This window comes from Acinetobacter tjernbergiae DSM 14971 = CIP 107465, assembly GCF_000374425.1.
GTDB lineage: Bacteria > Pseudomonadota > Gammaproteobacteria > Pseudomonadales > Moraxellaceae > Acinetobacter > Acinetobacter tjernbergiae.
This window is the reverse complement of the sequence record NZ_KB894354.1, coordinates 1-26,759: the sequence shown is the minus strand read 5'-3', so window position 1 is coordinate 26,759 and position 26,759 is coordinate 1. Positions and strand designations below refer to the sequence as shown.

Annotated in this window: 24 protein-coding genes and 1 pseudogene; 10 read left to right on the top strand and 15 right to left on the bottom strand. The window is 38.7% G+C overall.

What is annotated here, in order from left to right; translation table 11 throughout:
• Window positions 1–190: 190 nt before the first annotated feature.
• Together ppk1 and mtgA are read right to left on the bottom strand one after the other, a co-directional pair.
• Complete coding sequence (gene ppk1 / locus C502_RS0101390; RefSeq protein WP_018677072.1) at window positions 191–2,269, bottom strand: polyphosphate kinase 1; 2,079 nt, start codon at window positions 2,267–2,269, stop codon at window positions 191–193.
• A 112-nt stretch (window positions 2,270–2,381) separates the two neighbouring features.
• A complete protein-coding gene (mtgA, locus tag C502_RS0101385) occupies window positions 2,382–3,056 on the bottom strand; it encodes a monofunctional biosynthetic peptidoglycan transglycosylase (protein WP_018677071.1) in 675 nt (224 codons plus the stop codon).
• 72 nt (window positions 3,057–3,128) lie between these two features.
• On the opposite strand from mtgA, the gene C502_RS0101380 reads away from it, so the two are divergent.
• On the top strand, window positions 3,129–3,935 hold the full coding sequence (locus C502_RS0101380; protein ID WP_018677070.1) for a rhomboid family intramembrane serine protease: 807 nt from the start codon (window positions 3,129–3,131) through the stop codon (window positions 3,933–3,935).
• On the opposite strand, the gene C502_RS0101375 is transcribed toward C502_RS0101380, so the two are convergent.
• Together C502_RS0101375 and C502_RS0101370 are read right to left on the bottom strand one after the other, a co-directional pair.
• Window positions 3,932–6,424, bottom strand: a complete 2,493-nt coding sequence (locus C502_RS0101375; protein WP_018677069.1) for an ABC transporter permease — start codon at window positions 6,422–6,424, stop codon at window positions 3,932–3,934. The genes C502_RS0101380 and C502_RS0101375 overlap by 4 nt on opposite strands.
• Complete coding sequence (locus tag C502_RS0101370) at window positions 6,421–7,125, bottom strand: ABC transporter ATP-binding protein (protein WP_018677068.1); 705 nt, start codon at window positions 7,123–7,125, stop codon at window positions 6,421–6,423. Before C502_RS0101370 ends, C502_RS0101375 begins: the two co-directional genes overlap by 4 nt.
• Before the next feature lie 42 nt (window positions 7,126–7,167).
• Between C502_RS0101370 and C502_RS0101365 the strand changes: the two genes are divergently transcribed.
• Window positions 7,168–7,791, top strand: a complete 624-nt coding sequence (locus C502_RS0101365; RefSeq protein WP_171067597.1) for an arylesterase — start codon at window positions 7,168–7,170, stop codon at window positions 7,789–7,791.
• A gap of 33 nt (window positions 7,792–7,824) precedes the next feature.
• Here the strand turns inward: C502_RS0101365 and C502_RS0101360 are convergent, their stop codons facing one another.
• Window positions 7,825–8,439, bottom strand: coding sequence for a carbonic anhydrase (locus tag C502_RS0101360; RefSeq protein WP_018677066.1), 615 nt, complete (start codon window positions 8,437–8,439; stop codon window positions 7,825–7,827).
• A 236-nt stretch (window positions 8,440–8,675) separates the two neighbouring features.
• On the opposite strand from C502_RS0101360, the gene C502_RS0101355 reads away from it, so the two are divergent.
• Together C502_RS0101355 and C502_RS0101350 are read left to right on the top strand one after the other, a co-directional pair.
• A complete protein-coding gene (locus C502_RS0101355) occupies window positions 8,676–9,689 on the top strand; it encodes an alpha/beta fold hydrolase (RefSeq protein WP_018677065.1) in 1,014 nt (337 codons plus the stop codon).
• A gap of 24 nt (window positions 9,690–9,713) precedes the next feature.
• A complete protein-coding gene (locus C502_RS0101350; RefSeq protein WP_018677064.1) occupies window positions 9,714–10,721 on the top strand; it encodes a hypothetical protein in 1,008 nt (335 codons plus the stop codon).
• A 35-nt stretch (window positions 10,722–10,756) separates the two neighbouring features.
• Here C502_RS0101350 and C502_RS17995 read toward each other — a convergent pair.
• Together C502_RS17995 and nfuA are read right to left on the bottom strand one after the other, a co-directional pair.
• Window positions 10,757–12,667 (bottom strand): annotated as a pseudogene (locus C502_RS17995) (ligand-gated channel protein); the annotation flags it as partial.
• A 354-nt stretch (window positions 12,668–13,021) separates the two neighbouring features.
• Window positions 13,022–13,654: a Fe-S biogenesis protein NfuA gene (nfuA, locus tag C502_RS0101340; protein ID WP_018677062.1), complete on the bottom strand. Its 633-nt coding sequence runs from the start codon at window positions 13,652–13,654 to the stop codon at window positions 13,022–13,024.
• A 154-nt stretch (window positions 13,655–13,808) separates the two neighbouring features.
• Here nfuA and C502_RS0101335 point away from each other — a divergent pair, with 154 nt between their 5' ends.
• The 5 genes from C502_RS0101335 to C502_RS0101320 all read left to right on the top strand — a co-directional run bounded on the left by C502_RS0101335 (window position 13,809) and on the right by C502_RS0101320 (window position 18,855).
• Entirely contained in the window at window positions 13,809–14,426 is a 618-nt protein-coding gene (locus tag C502_RS0101335; protein WP_018677061.1) for a rhomboid family intramembrane serine protease, read from the top strand.
• Between the two features lie 133 nt (window positions 14,427–14,559).
• Window positions 14,560–16,242: an arylsulfatase gene (locus C502_RS0101330; RefSeq protein ID WP_018677060.1), complete on the top strand. Its 1,683-nt coding sequence runs from the start codon at window positions 14,560–14,562 to the stop codon at window positions 16,240–16,242.
• Window positions 16,239–17,270 carry a formylglycine-generating enzyme family protein gene (locus C502_RS0101325; RefSeq protein ID WP_018677059.1) on the top strand — a complete coding sequence of 344 codons (1,032 nt, stop codon included), beginning with the start codon at window positions 16,239–16,241 and terminating at the stop codon, window positions 17,268–17,270. Before C502_RS0101330 ends, C502_RS0101325 begins: the two co-directional genes overlap by 4 nt.
• A 96-nt stretch (window positions 17,271–17,366) precedes the next feature.
• Complete coding sequence (locus C502_RS19400; protein WP_217997235.1) at window positions 17,367–17,525, top strand: YgdI/YgdR family lipoprotein; 159 nt, start codon at window positions 17,367–17,369, stop codon at window positions 17,523–17,525.
• 202 nt (window positions 17,526–17,727) lie between these two features.
• Complete coding sequence (locus C502_RS0101320; protein WP_018677058.1) at window positions 17,728–18,855, top strand: helix-turn-helix transcriptional regulator; 1,128 nt, start codon at window positions 17,728–17,730, stop codon at window positions 18,853–18,855.
• A 19-nt stretch (window positions 18,856–18,874) separates the two neighbouring features.
• Here the strand turns inward: C502_RS0101320 and epmA are convergent, their stop codons facing one another.
• Both epmA and C502_RS0101310 read right to left on the bottom strand, forming a co-directional pair.
• Entirely contained in the window at window positions 18,875–19,858 is a 984-nt protein-coding gene (gene epmA, locus C502_RS0101315) for an EF-P lysine aminoacylase EpmA (protein ID WP_018677057.1), read from the bottom strand.
• Entirely contained in the window at window positions 19,855–20,922 is a 1,068-nt protein-coding gene (locus C502_RS0101310; RefSeq protein WP_018677056.1) for a 4-phosphoerythronate dehydrogenase, read from the bottom strand. Before C502_RS0101310 ends, epmA begins: the two co-directional genes overlap by 4 nt.
• A gap of 191 nt (window positions 20,923–21,113) precedes the next feature.
• Here C502_RS0101310 and C502_RS0101305 point away from each other — a divergent pair, with 191 nt between their 5' ends.
• A complete protein-coding gene (locus C502_RS0101305; RefSeq protein ID WP_018677055.1) occupies window positions 21,114–21,488 on the top strand; it encodes a diacylglycerol kinase in 375 nt (124 codons plus the stop codon).
• 61 nt (window positions 21,489–21,549) lie between these two features.
• On the opposite strand, the gene C502_RS0101300 is transcribed toward C502_RS0101305, so the two are convergent.
• The 6 genes from C502_RS0101300 to C502_RS17990 all read right to left on the bottom strand — a co-directional run.
• The gene (locus tag C502_RS0101300; RefSeq protein WP_018677054.1) at window positions 21,550–22,287 is read right to left on the bottom strand and encodes an outer membrane beta-barrel protein; all 738 of its coding nucleotides are present in this window, start codon (window positions 22,285–22,287) and stop codon (window positions 21,550–21,552) included.
• A 152-nt stretch (window positions 22,288–22,439) separates the two neighbouring features.
• Complete coding sequence (gene groL / locus C502_RS0101295) at window positions 22,440–24,074, bottom strand: chaperonin GroEL (RefSeq protein WP_018677053.1); 1,635 nt, start codon at window positions 24,072–24,074, stop codon at window positions 22,440–22,442.
• Window positions 24,075–24,131: 57 nt separating this feature from the next.
• A complete protein-coding gene (locus C502_RS0101290; RefSeq protein ID WP_005144860.1) occupies window positions 24,132–24,422 on the bottom strand; it encodes a co-chaperone GroES in 291 nt (96 codons plus the stop codon).
• 176 nt (window positions 24,423–24,598) lie between these two features.
• Window positions 24,599–25,366 carry a metallophosphoesterase family protein gene (locus C502_RS0101285; protein ID WP_018677052.1) on the bottom strand — a complete coding sequence of 256 codons (768 nt, stop codon included), beginning with the start codon at window positions 25,364–25,366 and terminating at the stop codon, window positions 24,599–24,601.
• Complete coding sequence (locus tag C502_RS0101280; protein ID WP_018677051.1) at window positions 25,347–26,285, bottom strand: diacylglycerol/lipid kinase family protein; 939 nt, start codon at window positions 26,283–26,285, stop codon at window positions 25,347–25,349. Before C502_RS0101280 ends, C502_RS0101285 begins: the two co-directional genes overlap by 20 nt.
• Window positions 26,286–26,494: 209 nt before the next feature.
• Window positions 26,495–26,759: transposase (locus C502_RS17990; RefSeq protein ID WP_018677050.1), on the bottom strand; the 265-nt coding region annotated here is incomplete at its 5' end.

The following is a 26,759-nucleotide window of genomic DNA, read 5'->3' as shown; positions in this document are numbered from 1 at the left end:
TAATCCTCCCCTTGCGAAGCGATGCTTCTCACCTTTTTCAAAGGAGGGAGTATTTCGAAATTCAATACGGTGTTGAATTCAATGGTGTTCCCCTCTTTTTCAAAGAGGGGTTAGGGGAGATTGATTAATCAGTAATAATGAAATTACGCTTAACTGATAAGCATCAGGTCTTAAGGTCAATTTGTTAGGCTTATTTAATCGCTTCAAGCAAGGTGTGTTGTGCATTATGAGGAACTTCACCCTCAGCTAACTGGGCACGATCCCATACACCATCTTCCTGCAATAACCAAGCTTGCTGATTATCTTTTAAATAATTCAACAAACCAAGTTGATAAATACGCTTTTTAGAAGCTGGATCTTCTACTGGGAAACAAGCTTCAACCCGATTAAATAGATTACGATCCATCCAGTCCGCACTCGAACAATAGATACGTGGGTTGCCATTATTACTAAAATAATAAACGCGAGTATGTTCCAAGAAACGCCCAACAATCGAACGAACACGAATATTTTCTGAAAGGTTCGGTAAACCAGGACGTAAACAGCATATTGAGCGGATAATTAGATCAATTTGTACGCCTGCTTGTGAAGCTTCATACAATTTATTGATGAGTTGCACTTCCGTTAAAGCATTCACTTTCACGATGATCTGTGCAGCTTTACCTTCTTTTGCATTAGCAATTTCTTCATCAATATAGTTGATCAATTGTGCATGTAATGTGAATGGCGCATGCAGCAGCTTTTTCAGCTTCGCCATTTTCCCCATGCCGGTCAGCTCTTGGAAAATACGATGTACATCTTCACACAGATCTTTGTCTGTCGTCATTAAACCGTAATCGGTATAAATACGTGCATTGGTCGCATGGTAGTTACCTGTACCCAAATGTACATAACGCACCAATTTATTATTCTCACGGCGCACGACTAAAATCATTTTGGCATGGGTTTTATAGCCGACAATACCATATACAACGACAGCACCCGCTTCTTGCAGCACATTGGCAACTTCGATATTTGATTCTTCATCAAAACGAGCGCGCAACTCAATCACAGCAGTGACTTCTTTACCGTTACGTGCAGCTTCAGCAAGAACTTGCACAATCTCTGAGTCTGCACCACTCCGATAAAGTGTTTGTTTAATTGCCAACACTTGTGGATCGCGTGCAGCTTCGCGCAACAATTGAATCACAGGTGCAAATGACTCAAATGGGTGATGCAATAAAATGTCCTGTTTTTGCATTGCAGCAAAAACACTTTCCGACTTTTTAAATGGTTTTGGAATCACAGGTGTATGCGAATCATAACGCAAATGTGGACGTTTAAAATTAGACAATAACCGTGCTAAATTTACAGGACCATCTACACGATAAAGTTGCTCTTCATTGAGATCGAACTCATCCAATAAATATTCATAAATATGTTTTGGGCAGTTATGCGTCACTTCCAAGCGAACTGCTCGACCAAAACGACGAGAACTTAACTCACCTTTTAAGGCTTTTGCTAAGTCTTCTACATCTTCATTCAAGGCTAGATCGGCATTACGGGTCACACGGAATTGATAACAACCTGTTGCTGTCATGCCAGGAAATAGGTCTGAAACATGTTCATGAATAATGGCAGATAACATGACATGATGCTCTTTGCCATCCGTAAGTTCATCAGGCAAACGTACCACACGCGGTAAAGAACGTGGTGCAGGCACAACAGCAAGATCAATTTGACGACCAAAGGCATCTTTGCCTTCCAGTGTGACGATAAAGTTTAAGCTTTTATTGACTAAACGTGGAAATGGATGTGCTGGATCAAGACTGATTGGTGTTAAAACGGGTGCGACTTGTTCTTGGAAATATTTTTTGATCCATGCTGATTGTGCTGGGGTCAATTCACCGCGGCGTAAGAAGCAAATATCTTCGTCACGAAGTTTAGGTAAAATCTGTTCATTTAAAATACGATATTGACGTTCAATCGCAGCATGTGCTGTCTTAGAAATTTGATCGAGTACCTGTTTCGGCGTTAAACCATCTGGCGTACGACTTTCATTGCCTAAAGTCAGTTGTTCCATCATTCCTGCAACACGAATTTCAAAAAATTCATCTAAATTTCTTGAAAAAATCAGCAGGAAATTCATTCGTTCTAGTAATGGATGAAGTGGATCGACAGCTTGCTCAAGTACGCGTAAATGAAAATCGAGAATCGAAAGCTCACGATTTATATATCGATCATTATAAGTATATTCTGTTGGCGTTGTTGTCGTCACTGCAGTATTCATACTGAACCTTGTCGCTTTATCATTCATCAAGTTATGATTTAAGTATGCTGCAAAAATATGTCAATTTGGTAAAAAAGCCCAAAAATATTGAGCTTTTTTTAATTTAACTAAATTATTGCGGAATTTGTGTACCATTCATATATCTTAAAATCACACGCTTACGAAACTGTAATTTATGATCATTACGATGATCTTGATAATACTTAGGATTTGGTAATAGGCCCGCTAAAAAAGCCGCCTGCTCTCGTGTCAAACTTTTTGAGCTTTTACCATAATAAAATTGTGCAGCAGCTTCAACACCATAAATGTTTTGACCAAATTCGACCGAGTTCATATATACCTCTAAAATTCGGCGTTTTGACCACATTCGCTCCATCATCCATGTTGCAACAGCTTCCTGCCCCTTACGAATGAATGAACGCTGATTATAAAGAAATAGGTTTTTTGCTAACTGTTGTGAAATTGTTGAACCACCTGCAACCACCTCACCCTTTTCATTATTACGTTCCAAAGCAAACTGAATCCCAGCCCAATCAAAGCCATGATGATGAATAAATTTAGCATCTTCAGCAGCCAAAATAGCATGCTTAAAGTTGTCACTAATATCATCATAATCACGCCAGTTTTGTTGAATTGGCTTAAAGTCAGTGAGGTAGTCCCAACGCATAAACATGGTTGTTTCAACAGGCTGCGTTCTCCACCAAACCAAACTACCAAAAATCCAAAGCTGAATCAGTAGAATGATACCGATAATCAACATCACTGCACGTGCTAAAAAGGCTTTCATTAAAGCGCATCACTCCTTGGGCAACAAATTCATGCTAAGCTATTTTTATATCGTAATAACTCGCACAAACATATGACTGAAACCACTCCACCACAAATCACTCAAAAATTGCAACTACAGACATGGTGGTTTACAGCCTTGTTAATTGCAATCAATGTTGGGTTATTCGGTTGGCAAATACTTTCAGGTGTGAATATTACCGACCCTTCCCCTATGGATGCAATTGCTTGGGGTGCAGATTTTCCGCCATTGACCTTTTCAGGGCAGCCTGAACGTCTGTTTAGCAGTATGTTTTTCCATTTTGGCTTAATTCATTTAATGCTGAATATGTGGGCACTGTATATCTTTGGAAGTATTGCAGAACCACTGTTTGGGCGTGGTTATTATATTGCTTTGTATTTTCTAGCAGGTTTAATGGGCAGCGTACTTTCAAGTTATCTCAGCATTCGTGATGGCTATGAATTATTACAATATTTTGATCCGAAGCTACTTCCACATATCAGTGCAGGTGCTTCAGGTGCAGTAATGGGTTTAGGTGCTGCACTCACGGCAGCTTCTTTATTTCCACCGCTCCCCCAACAACGTTTTTGGCTAGATAAAAAATCACTATTAATGATGATGGGGATTAACCTCGCCTTCGGTTTTACGGTTTCAGGCATCAACAATGCTGCCCATATCGGCGGGATGATCATGGGTGTATTACTTGCAATCGCATGGTATTTCAGCCAAAAAGCTCATAATAAAAGTAGAGTTCAAATCGCTGCTTTGATCGTAGGAACGCTTATGCTTGCTACATTTTATAGTTACTGCAATGAGTTAAGCACAGGACTTCATCCCTTATGGAGTGAAATCCTGCGTCAAAACCAGTTAAGTTTTTAAGATTGGTTCATCTCTCTCAAACTCTGTAACGGTGGAATATCACATAAATAACTCAGTCGATAACGACCAATCAGCATACAAACCAACATCATGCTCATGGGTAAAATTAACCAAATTTCAGGATGGAATTGGATTGCCATTTGCATCTTGTAACTGGCAATCGCACTAATTACTTCGGCAAAAAGGCATGCTACGATTCCTGCCACTAACCCAATAAAACCAATTTCTAAACTGAGCATCTGTTTTAATTTATTCTTTGCAATACCAAACGAACGTAATAACGCCACTTCTTTACGACGCTCATCCATTAAAACATTCAAACATGCAATTAAAACCAAGATACCTGACAAACCAACCAATATTGCCAAGACTGTCACCACCTGAACCAATATATTCATTAAACGTTTCACTTCATCTAAAACACGCCCAACATCAATAAATACAGTATTGGAGAATTGCTGAATCAATCGCACCATTTTCGGCTGATCTGTAGCAGGCACATAAAAACTGCTTAAATAACTTCCTGCATTTTCATCCATAGTTTGTGGGGAAAAGATAAAGAAGAAGTTAGGACTAAAGCTTTCCCATTCGACTGAACGTAGGTTAATCACCTTTGCATCCAACGACCCTTCGGGCAAGCTAAAGCTCAGTTGATCTCCGACTTTGATCCCTAGCTCAGTAGCCAATTTTTCTTCTACTGACACTTGTCCAACTTGGGTGAACTTTGGATTCCCTTGAGTAATAAGATTATCTTTTGGATAAAGCTCCGCTTGAGTCAAATTCAGTTCACGGCGTAAGGAGTTATTTTGTTGAATCAGTTCAGTACTGAAAGCCTGACCGTTTTTAGCAATTAAGCGTCCCCGAATATTGGGATAGAGGGGTGTTGATTGCCAATTATTTTGTTCAAGCTGCTGTTTAAACTGTGGCATATCAAATGGCGGCAGACCATAGACAAACTGATTCGGTGTACCTTCAGGTAATTGTTGCTGCCAACGCTCTAATAAATCCGTTCTTAAAACACTCAATACCGTAATTAAACTGAGACCTAATGCAAGCGCGGTAATTTGAAAAGCCGTCTGATGTGGAATTCGAACATAAGCAGATAAGGGATGTTTGAGCTGTTTAATGGCTTTCAATACAAACCAAATCACTATAAACAGAGCCAAACAAAGCACTAAGATGGCAGATAAGACCAATAAACTTAATTTTAAATTATCACTCAGCACCAAACTAAAGATGACCAAACTCGCAATACCGACACTGAACATCATCATGTAGGACTTACGTGAACGCTCTTGCTGACGAATGACACGAATCGGTGGCGTATTCAATAATTCCCAAATGCTTGGCAAAATGAAACCAATCAGCACCATGACACTGGTAAAAATTGCAATGGGTAATGCCATAAGCAAATCAGCAATGGCAAAGCTGAGTTGCAATTGTGGAATCAGTTGCAACATCAATTGCAACAAACCATACCCCAACGCGATTCCGATTAAGCTTCCAATCACAATTGATAAGGCACTGACAATCGCAAGCAATATCACATAGGCCACTAATATCTGTTGTTTACTCGCACCAAGACAACGCATCAAGGCAATATGATCCTGATTTTGTTGCACATAACGTTGGCTGGTTAAAGCAATCGCAATCCCACACAACAGAATCGTTAAAAGGTTGGCAAGCTGTAGAAAGGTATCCAGATTTTCAATGGGTTTCATCAAACGAGTATTGGATTGACTCGCATCACGTAGTTTCAGTGTGCTTTGTTCACTATTCTCTGCCTGCTGAACACGATTTTGATCAACTTTGGGATCAGATTCATGCTTGGTTTGTTGTTTAAATAGGGGCTTAAATGTTTCGACTTGTTTTGGCTCACCCGCCATCAATAACCGATATTCGATTCGACTCCCAACCTGAATAGCATTCGTTTTCGCAATATCTGCTTGATGAATAATAACGGTCGGTGAAAAACCTGAAAAGCCCAATTCCTGATTAGAATCATGCTCAATAATGCCTGTTACCTTAAACTTGCCATCAGCAATTGCAACCTGATCCCCCACTTTTACTTTTAATAGATCAATTGCTCTTGGACTTAACCAAACTTCACCTTGTTGAATCGATTTCGCTCTTGGTTGAATCTCTAATTTACCACGCAGTGGAAAATGTTCATCGACAGCTTTGACATTGACCATCACAAATTGATTTTGCGTATGTGCCATTGATCCAAATAAAGTGACAGATGTCTTTTTTAGCTGGAGTTGTTGGGCTTTTTGCACCCAGTTTGATTGAATAGGGTCATTATCAGACAAGACTAAATCTGCACCCAACATTTCAGCAGCTTGCAATGAAACTGCATTTTGGACTTGAGTATTACTAAATTTTAATGCGGTGGTGGCACTGATTGCCAAAGACAGAGCAATGATCAATAAATACAATCCTCCTGTACGGAAGCTTTGCAAAAGCAGTGGCTTGAGGACTGAACTCATACGCCCTCCTGCACTTTTACAATTTCTTGGATTTGACCATCAAGCAATTTGACATGTCGTTGACACAAGGCTGCCAAACTTTGATCATGCGTGACAAGGATTAAAGTTGTTCCGAGTTCTTTGTTTAAATCGAATAACAGTTGCTCAATTTCTGCTGCGGTTTGTCCATCCAGATTACCTGTCGGTTCATCTGCAAAAATAATTTTAGGCTCAGCAATTAATGCCCGCGCAATTGCAACACGTTGTTGCTCACCACCCGATAAAACTTTAGGCGTTTGTTGTGCCTGACGAACTAATCCAACACGTTCCAACCATTGTAATGCCTTTTTTTCAGCTTGTTTAAAATTGAAATCAGCTTGCAAACGTAAGGGTAACATCACATTTTCAAGTGCGCTGAGCTGCGGTAAAAGCTGAAAAGATTGAAACACGAAACCAATGTTTTCTAAGCGGACTTGGGCACGCTGTTCTTCTGTTAAGGTATGTACCGCTTGTCCACACACCCATAACTCCCCCATGCTCGGTCGATCAAGCGTCGCTAAAATACCTAATAATGTTGATTTGCCAGAACCTGAACGCCCAGTAATCGCAATCTGTTCCCCCTGATAAATATCTAAATCAATATTTTTCAAAATGGTTAAACTTTGCTGATTAATTTGGATATTTTGTGTAACTTTTTGGGCAGAAATAATCGGTTGTGGCATGATGTCACGTATCCTTTAGGACAAATTTGAAGTGCGATGCAAATATCTAAAATGATCTTGTTGGTATCAAAAACCCTTCTAATCCTTACAATTGGTGTATTACCAACACTCGTTTCAGCAAAGACTATTTTGATTCTGGGTGATAGTCTCAGTGCAGGTTATAGTATAGATGCCAAACGAGGTTGGGTTCACTTATTACAACAACGTTTAGATCAACAGTATCCGAAACAGCATAAAGTGGTCAATGCAAGCGTCAGTGGTGAAACTACAAGTGGTGCTTTGGCAAGATTGCCTAAATTATTGCAAACTTATCAGCCTGAAATTGTTGTGATTGAGTTAGGTGGCAATGACGGCTTACGTGGTCAACCACCCCAAATGATTCAAAAAAATTTAGCGCAATTGGTACAACTCAGCCAAAAACAGCAAGCTAATGTTTTACTGTTCGGTATGAAAATACCACCAAATTATGGGACAGCCTATAGCACCGCTTTTGAAAATAATTATAAAGTTGTAAGTCAGCAATATAAGGTTAAACTGCTGCCATTCTTTTTAGAGGGTGTTGCAGGGCATAAAACTTTAATCCAAAACGATCAAATCCACCCAAACGCCAAAGCACAACCTATCCTGTTAAATTTGGCTTATCCCTATATAAAAGGCGCCCTTTAGGCACCTCTTATTTTTTAGAGTCTTAGATTTTAATTAAAAATCAAAGAACGTCACTTCACCTGTTTCAAGCGAATATTCTGCCCCAACCACGATCATTTTACCTTTTTCAATTAGGTTTTCTAACACGGTTGATCCATGACGTAATTGATTAACAGAAGCAAATACATTTGAGCGAACTGCATGTGCAGATAATTTTTTCAAATCATCCTTTAAGTCAGTTTGCATCAAAATTTCTACTGAAGGACGTACTCGGTTCACAATCGACATCAAATTTGATGATGGTGGTTGGTCAGGATTCATTAGAGTATCAATGGTTGCTTGAATCGCGCCACAATGACTATGCCCTAATACGACGACGACTGCACAATCATAGCGTTCTGCTGCAAATTCAACACTTCCAACTTGTGAAGGTGCAACGACATTTCCTGCAACACGGATAACGAATAAGTCACCTAAACCTTGATCAAATACCATTTCCGCAGGTACACGTGAATCTGAACATCCTAAAACAATTGCAAAAGGATTCTGTTCTCCTGCCAATGCAGCGCGCTCTTGGTGAGTAAGTTGATTTTGTTGGGTGGCTTCCCCTTTCACAAAACGAGCATTACCAACTTTTAAACGTTCTAAAGCTTGTTGCGCGGTGAGCATGCGTGCATCCATTTATGATTAACATAAGTAAGCAGTTTAATGTGCGCATGATAGAAAGTCACTGACAAAAATAGAAACTCTCACCACGCTAATCAATTCTTTACTTATATGAATAGCAGAAAATCTCTGATTTCATTGGCAAGAATTTCCATACATCTGTAGATTATGCAAATGACTCCACTCCAAACTTCTACAATAATCAATTGGTTTAAAAATAAATCAAGGATAGAACAATCATGACCAAAACAATGTTTTCAACGCCTTTTCGCAAAGCGATCAATGCCACTTTGCTCTCATTCAGCTTAGCAACAATTGCAGTAAGCTCTACTCAAGCTGCTGAAATAGAAATGAGTTTTCAAAATGTATTACAACAAGAACGTACTTGGGCAGGCTTACAAAGTAAAACCTTAAAAGTAGGTGACATCGCTTGGTCATATAGTGAAGGTGGCCAAGCAGGAAAACCGATTGTTATTTTAATTCATGGTTTAGCAGGTAGTCGAGATAACTGGAATCGTGTTGCCCATGCACTCACTGCAAACTACCATGTGATTATCCCTGACTTACCCGCGAGTGGCGAAACGCAAGTTCCTAAAGACTTTGATTATTCAGTTCCGAATGTGACTGAAAAATTACGTCGTTTTATCGAAGCCGCAAATTTGACAGGCCCTGCACATATTGCAGGTCACTCACTTGGTGGCTCAATTGCAATGCTCTATGCAGGTCAATATCCATTTGAGACCAAGAGCCTATTCTTGGTTGATGCGGCAGGTGTATATAAGTCAGCAACAACACCTTATCTCAAAGATCCGAATCATGTGAAAAACATGATCGTTAGTAAGAAAGGTGACTTCAATTTCCTCATGCAACAAGCGATGTATGCACCGCCATTTATTCCAAAAGAAATTGCCCAAGCCCAAGAAAAAATGATGATTGGTCAAGTTGAGCAAACGCAAAAAATGGTGGATCAAGTGATCGCACTCAATAAACTGTTTACTCCAGATTCTTTTGCCCTGCTTGCAAAATCTATTGATGCACCAACCCTGATTTTATGGGGCAAGCAAGATAAAATTATTAATGTCGAAGTGGCACCTGAGTTAAAATCATTATTGAAAAATGCGCAAGCACCTGTGATTTTAGATAATGTGGGGCATATGCCCATCTTGGAAGCAGATCAATTGGTCGTTCAACAATATTTACCGTTCTTGAGCAAGATCCAAACACAAAAGCCTGCAACTGCCCCTTCACCATAAACTTAATTAAGAATTTGAGATTTTATGTCTAAACATCCAATGATAGAACAATTAATAGATGCACAACTTGATTTTCTAGATCAAGAATTTGCACAAACCGAAACGATTCAATATGAATTTAAACAGTTCTATCATTGGTTACGTTTACAACAACTACAACATATTTGGTCATTTGAACAAATATTTAAACTCATCGAGAAACAAATTCTCGCTACGCCAGCCAGTTCATTTTTAATTGAGCAAATTGCTGAACATATTCGTTTCGCTCTAATTCATCCACTCAATGATACCACCACGATTGAAGAAGTGATTCCTGTACTCACCATAGATTCAATTGCACAATATGTTGCGAGCAAAACGAGACATCGCCAAGATTTAATTAAGACCATCGTCAACAACCCTGCTTTTTCAGCTCTGATTACTCAGCTTATCCAGCATTCAATTCAAGATTATCTAGATAATTCAGTCATGTCTAAACGTGTTCCTGGTGTGGGACATTTTATGAAAATGGGCAAATCTGTTTTAGAGTCGGTCACAGATTCAAATCTCAATGAAACCATTGGACATTATTTACAAAAGAATATTTTAAAGATCAGCCAAATGAGTGAAAGAGTTTTAAATCAACACTTTAATGATGACAAGCTCTATCATTTCCAAGCGAATATTTGGCATAAAATTAAACTTATGCCGATCTCAGTATTGCGCCATTATTTCGAAGTCCAAGACCTACCAACAACGGTTGGTATGGGTCATGAAATTTGGGATCATATTCGCCAAACCCCTTATTTAAAACAACAAATCCATGATGGCTTATATGCGTGGTATGCACGAAACCAAGAGAGAACGTTTGACCTATTACTTCGTGATCTCAATATCGATGAAGATTTGATCCAAAATGAATTGAGTCACCTACTAACGCCTGTGCTACAGCAAGTGATTCAAACAGGCTATTTAAGACAACGCGCACGAGCACACTTAGAAAAATTTTATTATTCAGAGCACGTCAGTGAAATCTTAAACAAAGAAGGATAAGGCATGTGTTGCACTTATCCTTCACTTTCTGCTATTTAGAAACGATACGTCATACCAAGATTGTAACGGCGTCCATCTAAGACGTAGTTATAAGTCGCAGTATCAATTTCTTTATCAAAGAGATTATAAATACCTGCTGCGACTGCAATATTTTGTGTTGGCTTATAGTTTACGCCAACATCAACCATTGTATAAGCAGGTTTACCCTTTGCCATGGTGGTGCGACTTAAATAGTCAGAGGTTTTACTACGATAGTTCACACGGCCCCAACTTGAGAACTGATCGTTAATTTCCCAATCTGCGGTTGTGTTGAATATATGTTTTGGCATTTCATTTAAAGGTTTTCCGCTATTTACACCACTTTTTTGTTCCGTATCAGTAAAAGTGTAGTTCGCACTCACATTCACATTTGGTAAAAAATTCCAACCGAAAGTGGCTTCTGCACCGCGCATATTTGCTTTATCGACGTTTTCACGCAAGCTCACAAAGTCAAATTTTTCACCTAACCAATCACAACTCAACGAGCCTGAAGTTCCTTGACAAGTCCTAATTTCAGTAATCTTATCTTTAAACTCACTATTAAATAAAGTGAGACCCGCGGTCAGACGATCTAAACTATCCCAGTTGAAAGAAACCTCATAGTTGACACTTTTCTCAGGTTTCAAATCAGGATTGCCGACAATCACACCTTTACTTTGCCCACCACCCGTCGCCTGCCCCCATTCAGCAACAGTTGCTCGCAATGCAGGTGTTTTATATCCAGTTGATACACCGCCTTTTATGATCCAATGATCATCCAACGTCCAAATACCATAAACTTTTGGACTCCAATGATCACCAAATTTCTCATCTTTATCTAAACGCAACGAACTGGTCAAAGTGAAATCATCAACAATATTCCACGCATTTTCAGCAAATAACGCCCAGCTATAACGATCAAGATTTGAAACAGGTCTTGCACCACCAATACTTAACTGATTCCCTTTATCTTCTAATTCTTCTTTTAAATACATCCCGCCAAAGCTGAGACTATGACGATCAAAATCAATTTTATTAATGCTATTAAAGGTAGTATTGATTGCTTCCATATTACGTGATGGATTGTCATTCTCTTCACGTTGGATATATGAATGTGTTTCTATAGCGCCAATCTTACCTCGATGCGTCAAACTATATTCTGTACGATAATAATCTGTTAACGAGTTTGTCGGTGGGTTACGTCCAGTTTGTACTGGAGAAATACTTTTACCCACCGTGGCATCTCGATTTTGAATCGAACGCTGATATTCCAAATCAATGGTATGGTCATCATTCGGTGTAAGGCTAAAGGCTGCCCCACCCGCACGAATTGTTTGTTTACTATACCCTCCATAGATTTCATCTTCATCACGTTGAGAATACAATCCATTTGCTTTAAAAGATAAAAGCTTAGCAATCAAAGGGCCTGCAATATAAACATTGGATTGATACACATTTCCAGAGTTTGAGTTTTCTTGTAATGTTGTGTCGAGCTTGATTGATCCAGTCCATTCATTCCCAGCTTTCTTTGTAATGATGTTGATCACCCCACCCATCGCATCTGAACCATATAATCCTGACATCGGTCCACGAATCACTTCAATACGCTCAATTGCACCAATATTTGGCAACCAACCTTGTTCAATACCCGAATTATCACTATTTGGTCGTACTGAGCGTGTATTTACTTTTTTTCCATCCACCATAATAACGGTGTAAGCACTGCCCATACCACGAATACTAATATCACTTGAACTACCACCACCTGTCACCACAACACCAGGAACATCTTTGAGTGCATCAGTTACATCACGATATGCTTTTTTATTGATTTCTTCTTGTGTAAGAACGGAAATAGATGCTGCTGCTTTCTTAATATCCTGCTCAAACCCACTGGCTGTCAAAACAATTGTTTCTAGCTTAACAACATTATTTTCACTTGACTTTTCAACTGATTATTTTTCAGTCATCAACGTTTCTGCTGCATGTCCGAATGTTAGCATACTGCTAGAAACCGAAATTGCGAGTAAGGTTTGACGAACTATTTTCTTGGACATATTCACACCTAAATCAGATAAATCTTAATTTTTTCTTAAAAATCATTGGGAATTCTAACAAAAAAATCGTACAACTCAACACAAATGATAATAATTATTATTTATATATTCATTTTTATAATTATTTATATGATTTTAAACTAAATAAAAATTTGTATATTTTTATAAAGAAATAAAAAAAGCCCTCGAAAGGGCTTTTAAAAATACAGTAAATTTCAAGTTTAATTACTTAAAGTATGCACCATCAGCCTGAGAGTGATCTGTTTGATCAACCACACGCTTTAGTTCAGGAACATGTTGTTGTAAGGTTGTTTCCACACCCTGTTTTAAGGTCACATCAATTGCTGAACAGCCTTGGCAACCACCACCAAATTTCAATACAGCAGTAAGACCATGCTCTGGATCATCTTTCACTTCGACTAAACTACAATTGCCGCCATGCCCTTCTAAACCTGGATTGATTTCAGATTGTAGAATATAGGTAATGCGTTCTTCGATTGATGCATCTGGCCCGACACGTGGCACTTTTGAGTTTGGCGCACGGAAAGTTAATTGACCACCAAAACGGTCTTTGTTGTAATCAATCACAGCATCTAAAAGATATGGAATTGATGGTGCATCAACATAAGCAGGAAAATCAGGATATTCCTGTTTGTAGTCTGTTGGTACCACTTCATCAGGTGCGCTATATGCCATGCAGCACTCTGCACGTGGTGTACCTGGGTGCTCTACAAAAACACGAACGCCAATTCCTGGAGTATTTTGTTTTGACAATAAATCGCTTAAATACTCTTGCGCAGAGGGAGTAATCAAAAGGTTTGGAATTTCTTCTGCAATGGCAGTGTTCTCAGTCGACATAACAATAATCCTCAAGCTGATGTCGTTATCTTAACCGAAGATGGAGTGTAATAAAAAAAAATCAACCATTTTTGTAGGAATTCTATGCAAGATCATTGTTTATTAAGTTTTTAATGGCATTATTGCCTAGACACTGATCAATTTTAAAACATTTATGTTACATCTACCCTTTAATCATACTGTGACGCTCATCATTATTACCGTTGCAATTTCCTTGTTAGCACTCTCTAATAAAACGGTGATGAATCGTTTAATTTTTTGGCCACCTGCTATGCAACGCGGGCAATATGACCGGTTTATCACACACGGTTTTGTTCATGCAGATGGTACACATTTGCTCTTTAACATGATCACGCTATTTTTCTTTGGCAATATTATTGAAAGCTTTTACCGTCAGTTTTTCTATGACACTGGCTTTGTCTTATTTTATTTAGGTGGATTAATTGCAGCAATTTTACCAAGCTATTTAAAACACCGACATGATATTCACTGGGCAAGTTTAGGTGCATCTGGTGCTGTATCAGCAGTATTGTTTGCTTATATTCTGTTTCAACCCTGGAAGTTGATATTTGTTTTCTTTATCCCCGTGCCCGCTATTATTTTTGCCATTTTATATGTTGCCTATAGCATCTGGTCAGGTAAACAAGGGAATACCAATATCAACCATAGTGCTCACCTATGGGGAGCTGCCTATGGTGTTATCGTTACAATCTTATTAGAACCGAAAGTACTGCCCCACTTTCTAAATCAACTCACCCAAATACCGTTCTAATTGATGCAAAAATTAGCCCCGTAATCGGGGCTTTTCTTTTTTTCAGATTAACAATCAAAATTTAATTATTTTTATCATAAAAATCAAAACTCTAAACTTCATTTAATTCTTTTAGAAAATTAAGTCGATTCTAATGTCTCGTAATAGCCTTCTTAGTACACTTTCAATTGCATTATTTAGCCTGTCAATTTCAGCTTGCAGCAATAACGATTCTGATAATTCAACCACTGTGGTTGAAACAAAGAAACAACCTAACATTTTATTCATCATGGCAGATGACTTAGGCTATTCAGATTTAGGCGCTTTTGGAGGAGAAATCCATACTCCAAATATTGATGCACTGACCCAAGAAGGTCGAATCTTAACAGATTACCATACTGCTCCAACCTGTTCACCAACCCGTTCTCAGTTGATTTCAGGCACAGACCATCATTTAGCTGGTATTGGTGCAATGGCGGAACTCACGCCTACTCACTTAAAGGGGCAACCTGGCTATGAAGGCTATTTAAATGAACGTTCACTCTCGATTGCAGAAGTCCTCAAAGATAATGGCTATCGAACGTATATCAGTGGTAAATGGCATTTAGGTCTGACTGATGCGACCAATGCACATGCCAAAGGCTTTGATCATTCCTTTACCTTACTACAAGGTTTAGACCTACATTTTAAACAAGCTCCGTCTGCTTATAAACGTAATGCGACTTATACTGAAGACGGCAAACCAGTGCCGATCTCATCCTTACCTGATGATTTTTTCTCAACCAATTATTTTACCGATAAATTAATTAGCTACTTAGAATCAGGAAAAAATTCAGGTAAACCATTCTTTGCCTATGCGGCTTACACTGCCCCACATTGGCCTTTACAAGCACCAACCGAATATCGTGACCGTTATCGTGGTGTTTACGATGCGGGTTATGATGTGATTCGTGACGCACGGATTGCACGCCAAAAGCAACTTGGATTAATTCCTGCTAATTTTACTGCGGCTGAACCAATTGCTTCTCAAAATGCACCACAAAAATATGGTAAATGGAATGAACTTTCGAGCGAGCAAAAAGCTTTAGAAGCGCGCAGAATGGAAATCTATGCAGGCATGGTCGAAAATTTGGATGCCAATATTGGTCGTGTGATTCAATATCTGAAACGTAATAATCTATATGACAATACCTTAATCTTCTTCGTTTCGGATAATGGTGCAGAAGGCTTTATTCGTGGCAATTATGGAGCGGAATCAGGTTTTGATAATGGTGTAAATAATGTTGGTACATCAAACTCTTATCATTATGTTGGACCACGTTGGGCAGAAGTCAGCGCAGCACCTTTTCATTTATGGAAAGACACCGCAGGTGAAGGTGCAACCACAGCGCCTGCAATTGTAAAACTTCCACATCAAAATAAAGCTCAAGCAACCCATCATGGTTTTGCTTCTGTACTCGATGTGTTCCCGACTGTGCTCGATTATGCCAACATTGCAGTCCCACAAGGTCAATATAAAGGGCGTCAAATCAATACGCCAAGTGGTTATTCTTGGAAATCAGTGCTCGAAAATAAAGCTCAAGCGATTCGCCCTGTAAACTTTAATTTCGCAGATGAACTACATGGTAGTAAATACGCTCGTCAAGGTGACTGGAAGATTGCATTACAAGGCAAATCAGAGCTTGGAACGGGTACATGGGAACTCTATAACCTCAAAAATGATCGTGGAGAAACCCAAAACCTTGCCCAAGATAATCCAACCAAATTACAAGAACTTGTCAAGGTATATAACCAATACACCCAGCAAAATGGCGTCAAGGAATACAATATTAAATGAAGTTTATTTCCTTATTCGCATCAATCTGTAGCCTGTCCTTTGTGACAGGCTGTAGTAAAGTTACGCCTGATAGCCGTCATGCACATACGCAAACCACGACACAGACACAGACACAGACACAGACACAGACACAGACACAACTTGGCACATTACAACAATGCCAACAATATTCAGGCTTACCCAATGCATGGCAAAAAAATCAAACGGCGGGCATGGTTTGGATTGCCAAAGGTTCTTTTCAGCTTGGTTCCAACCAAGCCTATCCCGATGAGTTAAATTTTGGAGAAAAACAACGTCAAGTAGATGGTTTTTGGATCGACCAAACTGAAGTGACGGTTGCCCAATTTTCTAGTTTTGTGAAAGCTACAAACTACATCACCGATGCAGAAAAACAAAAACAGGCTGCGGTATTTTCACCGAATGTGAACACTCCGAATCAATGGTGGCAACTCAAAGCAGATTACACATGGAAAACACCTAACGGTGCTAAGGGGCAAGCACCTCTCCCTTCTGAACCCGTCCGCTATGTCACTAAAAATGATGCAGAGCATTATGCAGTTTGGTTAGGGCGAGATTTACCCACTGAACAAGAGTGGGAATATGCAGCCAAAGCAGGTTCAAAAACGGATACCCCTTTACGTCAAGCCCCACAGGATGCACATCAACATCCTCAAGCTAATTATTGGCAAGGTGAGTTTCCACAAAAAAATACCGCTGAAGACCATTTTGAAAGTGTTGCACCCGTAGGATGCTATCCTGCAAATGCATTCAAGTTATACGATATGATCGGCAATGTGTGGGAATGGACATCTTCGGTTTATCACGGTGCGCATGATCAACATATGGGGAATTACACTGAACTACGCCAGCAAGATGCTCATGTCACACAATATGTATTAAAAGGTGGCTCTTTTTTATGTGCCTCCAATTTCTGTGCGCGTTATCGTAATAGCAGCCGCTATCCACAGGAATTTGATTTAGCAGCAACCCATGTCGGATTTAGAACCGTATTACGCCCCCAATCATGATACAAATATTCATTAGAAATCACTCATGTCGATGCTAGTCGAAAAGTACAGATCTATTTAAAGTGAATGAGAAAGCAATAAAAAGAGGATGCAATGATGAAAATAATACTACTTTGCTTCAGCACTTTAATGACATTTGGTTTATCAGCCTGTGCCGTACATACGCCTCATGGTAGCGTAATTGTTAATCCTGACCATCATGAGGGTCACGGTGATTTTTGTCCTCCGGGACAAGCTAAAAAAGGACGTTGTTAAATTCAATCTGGCCTAGGCTTTGGTAAGGCTTAGGCATTTTTCATCAAGTGATAAAGTTCATTCAGTTTTTTTCTTTCAAATGATTCATCTCATCAAATTGTATAAATAAAACTAGAATATATTTCAGTTACTGATTTCATTTAATTAAAACCCATATAAACTACATGGAAATGTATTCTATTTATTTTAATGAGATTTTTGAATGGATCTAAGCCAACAAAGCACTGTCATGGAAATCTTAAATAAGGTGCAGCATGCTGATGATTGGATTATTTTATTAGAACAACTGAATCAACATTTTAATCTTCAAGCATCCCAACTACTCGCTGTCGACCTTGAAGTACAAGCACTTTCATTTAGTGTCCATCATGGAGTAGATTTTGATGCACATCAACTTGAACAAGCTGCCCTAAAACAAATTCGTTTAGATATTGATGATGACCCACGTCTACATAAAATGCTATTGGCACCTATAGATGGTTGGATGCATTGTTTTCAACATTTTGCAGAAGATGAAATTATTCAAACCCAAGTCTATCAACAGGTATTACAACCACTGGATTTACGTTTCTGTTCAGCGATTCAAATTATTTATGATCACAAAGTCTGCGTTATTCTTTCTTTTCTAACCAGCCCAGATCGCGGTACTTTGAGTTGCTCTGAATTGCAACCGATTTATGAAATCTTACCGAGATTACAACAAAAAGTTCAGCAATATCGCCATCATTTTGAATACTCGCTTATGACTTTACTAGGGTCACAATTGATTCAAAAAATGAATCAACCGATTGCGATTATTAACTTGAATGGTGATGTTTTAGAACTAAATACCGAAGCAAAACAGCTCTTGAAAAATAATGAATCTATCCAAATCAAACAACGCCGCTTTGCATTCAATGAAAGTAGACAACAACAATTTGAACTCAACCTGATCGAGCTAGAACGTAACTATCAAAATAATCATGATTTAGCTTATAACGAGCGTAGTAAGACGATGATGATTGATCACCATCTCTTCTTAACACTAGATTTACTAAGCCCAGAAAAAACCAATAAAATCTTTGGTTTACGCCCTGTTCTACTCGCGACATTTTCTGGGCTAAGGCATAAACCCAAATATCAGAAACAAATTTGTACTCAGCTTTTTATGTTTACACCTGTTGAACATAGAATATGTGAGCAATTACTTGAAGGGAAAACCACCAAAGAAATTGCCCTTGCGCATGAGATTCAAGCAGATACGGTCAAAAAACATTTACAGGCGATCTTCAAAAAAACCAAAACACATCGGCAAAGTGAATTAATTCAATTATTAATGCAATTTTTATAGGCTTCTGAAAACCTAAGTCTTAGGCAATCTCTGCTGGAAATGTGATCACTTGATCAATTTTCATCTTATTCATCGCGACCATAAGTAAGCGATCAATGCCTAGCGCAATACCTGAGCATTCTGGCATATGCGGCAAAGCCGCTAAAAGATATTGATCTGTTGGAATGACGGACAAACCTTGTTGGGCACGTTCCGCATTATCTGCATCAAAACGACCTGCTAATACATCCGCATCTAGAAGTTCATCATAGGCATTTGCCAATTCTAAACCTTCGATATACACCTCAAAACGTGCTGCAACCAATTCACCATCTTCATCCGTTTTCACTTTGGCTAATGACGCCATTTCAGGTGGGAAATCAGTTAAAAATACGGGTGCATCGAAACCTAAACTCGGTTCAACAAAATGAGAAAATAATAAATCCATATAACCCAAACGATCATCACCTAAATCAAGATTTAGACCCACTCGATTCGCTGTCTCTTTGAGTTGCTTTAACGTTGCTTGTAATGGATTAATATCCAAGCGATCTTGAAAAGCATGTTTATAGCTTAAAATATAGGGACGAACTTCACCAAAGCGATGTGCTAAACAGGTTTCTAATAAATCGGCTGTTTCATGCATTAATGCTTTTAAATCTAAGTTGGGTCGATACCATTCCAACATAGTAAATTCGCTATTGTGCTTGCGACCATGTTCATCATCACGGAAGACTTTACAGATTTGATAAATCGCCCCACTGCCACTGGCTAATAAGCGTTTCATTGGAAATTCAGGTGAAGTCTGTAAATATTGAGTATTCAATTTCCCATAAATATGACGCTGTACTTGTACCGATGCCAAATGTACATCCGTCACGCCTGCCTGCGACAAAACTGGCGTTTCAACCTCCAATACATTTCGCTCAGCAAAAAACTGGCGAATCTTATGGTACATTTCTGCACGTGCTTTTAATGCATCAATAGAACAAGTTGGTTGATAAGTTTTCATATCTTGGCTCATGCTTTTGGTCCACTGTGTGCTGCCCATTCACGGCGTAAAGGATAATTTTTACGGAGTAAATCAAATGCTGTTTGCTCGACCTTACCGTTTTGAACGCAGTCACGAAGTTGTTGATCATCCGCTGCAATATCATAAATTTGTGTAAGATGCTCTCTGAGAGCAGCGTTTAAAGCTTGTTGCTCAAAATACGGTGCAACACTTGGTAATTGGCTTTCAAACTGTTTGGATGCTGGATAAGCGAATTTACGACAAAAGGCTTCATAGATCATCTGTGTACCTCTTGCCTTACCTTCAAGGCTATAACCTGCAATATGCGGTGTCGCTAAAGCCAACATATTTAATAAAATTTCAGGAATTTCTGGTTCAAACTCAAATACATCGAGTACGACTTGGCGTTTGGTTTTCTCAATATCAGCCATCAATGCAGATTGCTGAATCACAGACCCACGTGCACTGTTGATTAGAATAGCGGATGGCTTCATTGCAGCAAATGCAGCTTCATTAAACAAATGCTGTGTTGGATATTCGCCCGACAACGTTAAAGGCACATGAATCGAAATTGCATTGGCATGTTTTAACAACTCATCAAAAGATAGATTTTCAATGCCTGCCAGTTGCACATAAGGATCATAGCCAATCACATTCCAGCCCAACAATTGAGCCATAACTGCGAGTCGACTCCCTACATTGCCTAAACCAACAATTGCTAACGTAAAAGCTTTCTCTTGTTCTAATAAGTCGATATTCAAATGCAATAAAGCGGTAATCACATATTCAGCAACGGCTTGTGCATTGCAGCCCGCAGCATTGCTCCATGCAATGTTTTGTTGTTCTAACGCTGGGATATCGAGATGGTCTGTGCCAATTGTCGCACTACCCACAAATTGAATTTTTGTCTGATCAATTAATGCATGATTGACTTTGGTCACAGATCGAACCAAAAGAGCATCTGCATCCTGTACATCTACATGCGTGAGTGTACGCCCAGCTTTATGCTGTATTTCTGCAAATTCCGCAAAGAAATAATCGGTAAATGCCAAATTTTCATCTGCGATAATTTTCATGCAGTGCCTTCCATCAACTTGTCTGTGCTCATTATCCTTAGCACAAGGGAAATTGACAAATCAAATCTCAATGTTCCAGTGAAAATGGCGAGAAACACTATAATTTTGATGCAATCATGCGACTTATTGCCAATCCTCAAGCCTACTTTTAATTTTATAATAGTTATGTTTTCTTCATAAGCAGTTCTATCATGACGCCTTACTCTCCCTATAAAGGCAAAACTGGTATCAAGCGTATTTTTAATGCAACGGGTTATTCACTCGCAGGATTTAAAGCCGCTTTTAGCCATGAAGCCGCATTTAGGCAAGTTATTTTACTTAATTTGATTTTGATCCCCATCAGTTTTTTGGTTGATGTCTCTGCTCTAGAACAAGCACTTATGGTGGCTGTTTGTTTGCTTGCAATTATTGTTGAATTATTTAATTCAGCAATTGAAGCAGTCGTCGACCGTATTTCTTTAGAAAAACATCAACTTTCTAAAAATGCAAAAGACATGGGCAGTGCTGCTCAATTTGTTTCTCTTGCGATTATCTTTTGTACTTGGATGATTATTTTACTTAAATAACCATGATCGGAGAGAATGAATCATATGTCGATTTATTCTCTCATTTACCATCAAATTGACCTTAAAAAGCAAGACCAATTCCGACTACTGGTCCCTGTTGTACAGTATCCCATTTAAAAGCGCCATCTTTGTAATCTTGTGATACATAACGATAACCCACTCTAAAGTTGATCGGATTGGTCCATATATTTTGACGATAACCTAAATATGCTTGTGCGATTTGGGTCTGCTCAATCCCATACGTATATTGGGCGGCTAAATTCCAAGACGAATCCGTATTATATTTTATCCGCACCCCACCAAAATACTCAGCCCAACTTTTTCCCACTGAAACTTGCATACCTAAAGCAGATAAATCCGCCTCTAAATCTGTATAGTTAAAACCTAAGGTCGGTTCGATAACTAAACCCTTTGCATCAGCAAATTGTTCATAAGCTCGATAATAAATACCTAAATTACTTAAATTCACTTTGGTGGATAATGCAACAGGAAAAGGGAGTACATCTTTTTTTTCCTCAGTCTTTACATATTGGATATCTGAAAAAATGCCCCATTTACCTTTATTTATTTCAAAATGCCCCATCAATGCTTTATCTAGTGCTTCAAGCGTATCTTTAAATGGTTGATCAACTTGATAATTCAATCCTTGATAACCAATTACTCCATCAATATCTGCTGCAAAGCCATAAATATTGATAAAGAATTTAGTCTCTCCATTCAATGAATCTTTAATGCTTTCAGCATAAGCTGGACAGCTCAAGAAGCCATAACCGATCAAGAAATAAAAGAATTTATTCATTTATAGCTCCAATAATTTGTTTTCTATTCAATTCTTAGTTTTATAAATATCAATCAGATTATTAATAACCTGTTAGTAAGACTTTTTCTATTCTACAAACGTAAAAAATCCCTGCATTCGCAGGGATTTTTTGATCTGGGAAGAAGATGTAATTACATCATTCCACCCATACCGCCCATACCGCCCATATCAGGAGCAGCAGGTTTATCTTCTGGCAGATCAGTAATCATACATTCAGTTGTTAACATCAAACCAGCAACAGAAGCTGCATGTTCAAGTGCAGAACGCGTTACTTTAGCAGGGTCAAGAATACCCATTTCTAACATATCGCCATATTCACCAGTTGCAGCATTATAACCGAAGTTACCTTCACCTGCTTTTACCGCATTGATCACGACAGATGGCTCATCACCTGCATTCGCAACGATTTGGCGAAGGGGTGCTTCAATCGCACGGCGTAAAATATTGATACCCGCAGTTTGATCTTCGTTCGCGCCTTTTAAGCCATCTAATTGATTGACTGCACGTACGAGGGCAACACCACCACCAGCAACAACACCTTCTTCAACTGCTGCACGAGTTGCATGAAGCGCATCATCTACACGGTCTTTCTTCTCTTTCATTTCAACTTCAGTTGCCGCACCAATTTTGATGACTGCAACACCGCCTGCTAATTTAGCAACGCGTTCTTGAAGTTTTTCTTTGTCATATTCAGACGTTGATTCTTCGATTTGCGCACGAATCTGTTGAACACGTTCAGAGATTTGAGCCGCATTACCCGCACCATCAACAATCACTGTGTTTTCTTTAGATACAGTGATTTTGTGTGCAGTACCAAGGTCTTGAAGAGAAGCTTGCTCTAAAGACATACCTACTTCTTCAGAAATCACCGTCGCGCCAGTCAAGATCGCGATGTCTTGAAGCATTGCTTTACGACGGTCACCAAAACCAGGGGCTTTCACTGCACATACTTTGATGATACCGCGCATGTTATTCACAACAAGCGTCGCAAGCGCTTCGCCTTCAACATCTTCAGCGATGATCAAAAGTGGTTTACCCGTTTTAGCAACGGCTTCTAATACTGCAATCAATTCACGGATGTTGCTGATTTTTTTGTCAACAAGAAGGATGAATGGATTTTCAAGTTCAGCCGTTAAAGTCTCTGGTTTGTTCGCGAAATATGGAGAGATATAACCACGATCAAATTGCATACCTTCTACAACGTCTAAAGCGTCTTCGAAACCAGAACCTTCTTCTACAGTAATAACACCTTCTTTACCAACACGTTCCATTGCTTGTGCAATCAACTTACCAACTGTGGTATCTGAGTTCGCAGAGATCGAACCAACTTGCTCAATCGCTTTGAAGTCATCAGCAGGTTTTGCGTTGGTACGGATATTTTCAACAACCGTTTTTACTGCGATGTCGATACCACGTTTTAAATCCATTGGGTTCATACCTGCGGTTACAGATTTGATCCCTTCATTTAAGATTGCTTGAGCAAGTACAGTTGCAGTTGTTGTACCGTCACCTGCGATGTCATTGGTTTTAGAAGAAACTTCACGTACAAGTTGAGCACCCATGTTTTCAAACTTGTCTTTTAAAGAAATTTCTTTCGCAACAGTTACACCATCTTTAGTGATGTGTGGTGCACCGAAAGAACGGTCAATAACAACATTACGACCTTTAGGGCCTAAAGTTACTTTTACTGCATCTGCAAGTACGTTTACGCCTGCGATCATTTTTGAGCGAGCTGAATCACCAAATTTTACGTCTTTAGCTGACATGTTAAACTCCGAATCTTTTTAAATACTGAATCTGATAATTTGTGAGTTATGTATCGATTAGCCTTCGAGTACAGCTAAGATGTCTGACTCTTTCATGATCAAGAGTTCTTCACCACTTACTTTTACTGTTGTACCCGCATAAGTACCGAACAATACTTTATCACCAACTTTAACGTCTAAAGCACGAACGCCATTGTCAGTAATTTGACCATTACCTACTGCAATGATTTCACCTTGAGATGGTTTTTCAGCGGCAGAACCTGGAAGTAAAATACCACCAGCCGTTTTAGTTTCTTCTTCTACGCGACGAATCACAACACGATCATGTAATGGACGAATGTTGCTCATAGTTAACTCCATCAGACTTAGTCTTTTTGATTAATTTGTATTGCTCGGTTTGAAGCAATACACAAATTTTTGATATGCCACTTTTGTGGGGTTAAAAAAAAAGGCTTCAAGGGGAAAATGAAAAAAAATTCCATTTATAGATGTTTTTTTAAGCACAACTCTTCAGACATGTCGAATTAAACAACATTTTGTGATGGAACAAAGATATTGTCTTTCTCATCAAACCAATAATGCTCAATTATTCCATCTTCCAAAATCACGTTAAAACTATTTGACAATCCAAAACGCAATCGATTTGAAGTGGCTGTTCCAGCATGAATATCTAAAATTGGATGATCAAATCCCAACTGAAAAATTTGATTTAAATCATGCACAGCAACTTTATGCAAATGCCCGTGTAATAAACCAAACAATCCCTCTTCGCCCCAAGCTTCTAATGCAATTTTAGCCAGTACAGGACAATCCTTATCGCCATGCTCATTGGGAAAGGTATAAAAAGGTTGATGGAAAACGACTAACTTTATTTTATTGGCTGGTGCATTCTTTAACCTTCTGCTCGTCTCATGAATTTGTTCAAGAGAAATATGCCCTCGTGTATGGTATCTACGACGAATACTATTCATTCCGACAAGATAAAAATGCTCCGTTTCCAACGTCGGTTCTAAACCACCAAAGAAAGCTTGATAACGAACAAATGGGGAGAAAAAACGATTCCAAACATGATAAAGCGGAATATCATGATTGCCTGGCACTACAAGATATGGGATATGCAGAGAATCTAAAAACTGGCGACAATGATAAAACTGCTTAAAACGAGCGCGTTGTGTAAGATCACCACTCACAACAATCGCTTCTGGACGATATTGCTGACAAAATTGCTGTATGGCTTGAATACATCCCACACGCTCAGTACCAAAATGTAGATCAGACAGGTGTAACAACATTTGGAACCATCACTTTTAACGCTGATTTTTGAACTGAAAATTTTAATGGCGGCTGCATCTGCACCAATTCACCATCTACTGCAACAGTGAGTTTTGACTTTTTACAATCAACTCGTATTTCCTCGGCACAGAAAGAATAAACATCTCTCTTCTGGTCAATTTTCCCTTGAATTAACCGCCACAACATTTTTAATAAACTGAGTCGATCACTTTTAACCACCACCACGCCTGCTAACTTTCCTTTTGCCGCACATTCTGCAATTCTTAATTTCATATCACTCAATTGCAGTTGATTATTTCCAAAAAAAATTAAAGGCGTCGCAACAGGATATTTTTGACCATCGACAGTAACCGCAAGCTTTAATGATTTATGTTCACGAAGCAATACATCCAAAGCTGACGTATAAGCATGTAATGGAAAACGCCCTAAATAGTGATTATATAATTCACGTTTCTTGATGAATAAAGGATACAAACCTAGACTGGCATTATTCAAATAAATTTGATCGTTGATCATTGCCACATGAACATCGCGTGGCTGACCTATGGCGATCAGCTCTGCTGCTTGAACCACATCAATCGGAATATCTAGCGCACGTGCAACATAATTAAAAGTTCCTAAAGGAATGATTCCCATCGGAATATCAGTATGTAGCAACTTTTTTGCAACGGCATTTAAAGTTCCATCACCACCCGCAGCCACCACAACACCACGCAAATGTGCATATTGATGACGAGCTAAAACTTTTCTCATCATTTCATCAAAATCAATGTGTTGATTTAATTTAAAAACCTGAATTTCAAAATGATATTGTGTCCACAATGTCATCAGGCTTTCATAAACATCCTCTTGTTGTGTCGCATGGAATCCTGATTTCTGATTATAGATAATCGATAAGGGCTGCAAATCTTGCTTCACTCACATCAGCCTTTAAAATAATTTACCTGTATTTTTGTTTACAAAATCAACAAATAAAAGCTTGTTTATGTAAATTTTGGATGAGCATTATTCAATTTATCAATAATAATTCTCAAAAAAATAAACAAATTTAAATCATTGTTTTTAATTATAATTTTTAATAAAAATAATACACATAAAAAAAATACATAGAATAACCCGAATCCTGTTTAAGCCACTGATTCCATAATTTGAATTTTTGGCTTATTTCGTTGGGTTAATTGATATGCACATAACGATGCATAAATCCCACTTAGAAATCCATGAATACTACGTGCCTTACTCGTCACTAAATTGTATTGTCCTTTCAATAAGCTAAATAACGTTTCTATCTTATTACGTTGTTTTAAGTGATATTCATCTTGTGCACAGAGTTGAACAGTCCGCATGTTCTTTCGATGATACGTAATTAAATCAATACCTTGATTCTTTAAC